Annotated in this window: 2 protein-coding genes; both read left to right on the plus strand. The window is 74.5% G+C overall.

All coding sequences use genetic code 11. The annotated features are described in order from the left end of the window. A partial coding sequence (locus GT045_RS38030) for an ATP-binding cassette domain-containing protein (protein ID WP_161336997.1) occupies positions 1-346 on the plus strand: 346 nt, incomplete at its 5' end. Between the two features lie 4 nt (positions 347-350). Then, the gene (locus tag GT045_RS38035; RefSeq protein ID WP_161336998.1) at positions 351-2,918 is read left to right on the plus strand and encodes an FtsX family ABC transporter permease; all 2,568 of its coding nucleotides are present in this window, start codon (positions 351-353) and stop codon (positions 2,916-2,918) included. Positions 2,919-2,974 lie beyond the last annotated feature (56 nt).

Genomic DNA, 2,974 nt, shown 5'->3' on the forward strand with positions numbered 1-2,974 from the left:
CCAGCTCTCCGGCGGCCAGCAGCAGCGGGTCGCGTGCGCGCGGGCGCTGGCCTCCCGGCCCGAACTGATCTTCGCCGACGAGCCGACCGGCAACCTGGACTCGCGGGCCGGCCTGGAGGTGCTGGGCTTCCTGCGCGGCGCCGTGGACGACCTCGGGCAGACCGTCGTCATGGTCACGCACGACCCGGGTGCAGCCGCCCACTCCGATCTGGTGCTCTTCCTGGCCGACGGGCGGATCGTGGACGAGATCCCGGAGCCGACGGCGGACGCGGTGCTGGAGCGGATGAAGCGATTCGACACGGTCCGCGGTCCGTCCGGCGGCGGACGCCTCGCCCAGGAGGGCTGACCCGGTGCTCAAGGCGACCCTGCGGAGTTTCCTGGCGCACAAGGGGCGGCTGGCGCTGTCCGCGCTGGCCGTGATCCTGTCCGTGGCGTTCGTCGCGGGCAGCCTGATCTTCTCCGACACCGTCGCCCGCACGTTCGACCGGCTGTTCGCTTCCACCGCGGCGGACGTGACGGTCCAGCCGAAGCAGGGGCTGGGCTCGGGACGGCTGAGCGGCACGGTGCAGACGCTGCCCGCAGCGCTGCGGGAGCGGGTGGCGAAGGTCGACGGGGTGGCCGCGGCCCGCGCCGAGGTCTCGGTGCAGAACGCCGTCGTCGTGGACCGCCACGACAAGTCCGTCGGACCGGCCACCGGCGCGCCGACCATCACCAGGACGTGGCACGTCGCCCCGCACAGCCCGGTGCGGCTCACCTCGGGACACGCTCCGCACGGTTCCGGCGAGGCGATGCTGGACGCCGACACGGCCGGCCGCAAGCACGTGCGGATCGGGGACACGCTGACCGTGCAGGCGCAGCCCGGCACGTTCCGGGTCCGGGTCGTCGGCATCGCCACCTTCACCACGACCAACCCGGGCGCGGCCCTGGTCTACCTGGACCCGGCGGTGGCCGGCCGGGAACTGCTCGGCTCGTCGGCGAGGGCGACCGGGGTCTCGGTGGACGCGGCGGCGGGCGTCTCCGACGCCGAGCTCAAGCGCCGCATCGGCGTGGCGCTCGGCACCCGCCGGTACGACGTGAAGACCGCCGGGGAGCAGGCCGAGTCGGCCGCGGCCAGCCTCGGCTCGTTCCTCGACGTGATCAAGTACGTGATGCTGGGCTTCGCCGGTGTCGCTCTCTTGGTCGGCGTGTTCCTGATCGTCAACACGTTCTCCATGCTCGTCGCGCAGCGCACCCGTGAGCTGGGGCTGCTGCGGGCGCTGGGCGCGGACCGGCGGCAGGTACGGCGCTCGGTGCTCACGGAGGCCCTGTTGCTCGGGCTGGTGGGCTCGACTCTCGGTCTGGCCGCCGGGGTCGGTCTCGCGTTCGGGCTGATCCGGCTGATGAGCACGTTCGGGATGAACCTGGACGCCACGCGGATGACGATCGCCTGGCCGACGCCCGTCGCGGCCTACGTCGTCGGTCTCGGCGTCACCTTCGTGGCCGCCTACCTGCCCGCCCGGCGCGCGGCGGCCGTCTCGCCGATGGCGGCGCTCGCGGACGCCGAGGTCGCCGGTGTGGGCAGGCCGTTGCGGATGCGGGCGGTCGCCGGAGCGGTCGTCGGGGCGGCCGGCGCGGCGGCGCTCGCCGGGTGCGCGGCGGCGACCCGGACCGCGCCGGCGGCCACCCTGCTCGGTGTCGGGGTCGCCCTGACCCTGATCGCGACCGTGGTCGCGGGGCCGCTGCTGGTGCGGCCGGTGATCCGGGTGCTGGGCGGGGCGTTCCCCGCGCTGTTCGGCCCGGTCGGCCGGATGAGCCAGCGCAACGCCCTGCGCAATCCGCGCCGGACCGGCGCCACGGCCGCCGCGCTGATGGTGGGGCTGGCCCTGGTCGGCGGGATGTCGGTGGCGAGCGCCTCGATGTCCGCGTCGTTCGACCGGCAGATAGACCGGACGCTGGGTGCCGACTTCGTCGTGCAGAGCGCCGACTTCACCCCGTTCACCCGCCGGATCGCGGACCGTGTCACCACGACCGGCGGGGTCGGGCTCGTCGTGCGGCAGCGCCTCACCCCCGTCGCCGTACGGCTGCCGGACGGCCGGCGGGTGGTCACGACAGCCGCCGGGTACGGCCCGCGGCTGGACGACGTCGCCCACCTCACGTACGCGCGGGGCGGCTCGGCCGCCGCGCTGGCCCCCGGTCATCTGGCCCTGGACGCCGGTTACGCCGAGGACCACGGGGTGCGCCTCGGCAGCGTCCTGCCGGTCGAGTTCCCCGGTGGGGGCCGGGCGGAGCTGACCGTCGCGGCGCTGACCGACCAGGAGTCGGCCGAGGGTTTCGGCACCCAGGGCGGCATCTTCTTCGGGCTCTCGACGCTGGAGAGGTACGTGCCGGACGGGCAGGACTCGGCGCTGTACGTCAACGCGGCCCCCGGCACGCGGGCGGACGGTCTGCGGACCCGGCTGGAGCGGGCGCTCACCGCCTACCCGCAGGTCCAGGTGCGCGACCAGGCGGACTACAAGGAACTGGTGCACGACCAGATCGCCGTGCTGCTGTACCTGGTGTACGCGCTGCTCGGGCTGGCGATCGTCATCGCCGTGCTCGGTGTGGTCAACACCCTCGCCCTGTCGGTGGTGGAGCGGACCCGGGAGATCGGGCTGCTGCGGGCGATCGGCCTCGGGCGGCGGCAGCTGCGCCGGATGATCCGGCTGGAGTCGGTGGTGATCGCGGTGTTCGGGGCCGTCCTGGGGCTGGCGCTGGGGCTGGTGTGGGGCGTGTGCATGCAGCAGGTGCTGGAGCTGCGGGGCCTGACGGCGTTCGCGGTCCCCTGGGGCACGATCGTGGTGGTGGTGCTCGGTTCGGCCGTGGTGGGCGTGGTGGCCGCCCTGCTGCCGGCGCTGCGGGCGTCGCGGATGAACGTGCTGGCGGCGATCGCCCACGAGTGACCGTGGGCGTCGCGGATGAACGTGCCGGCGGCGACCGCCCACGAGTGACCGTGGGC

The sequence above is a fragment of the Streptomyces sp. SID486 genome (assembly GCF_009865385.1).
Taxonomy (GTDB): domain Bacteria; phylum Actinomycetota; class Actinomycetes; order Streptomycetales; family Streptomycetaceae; genus Streptomyces.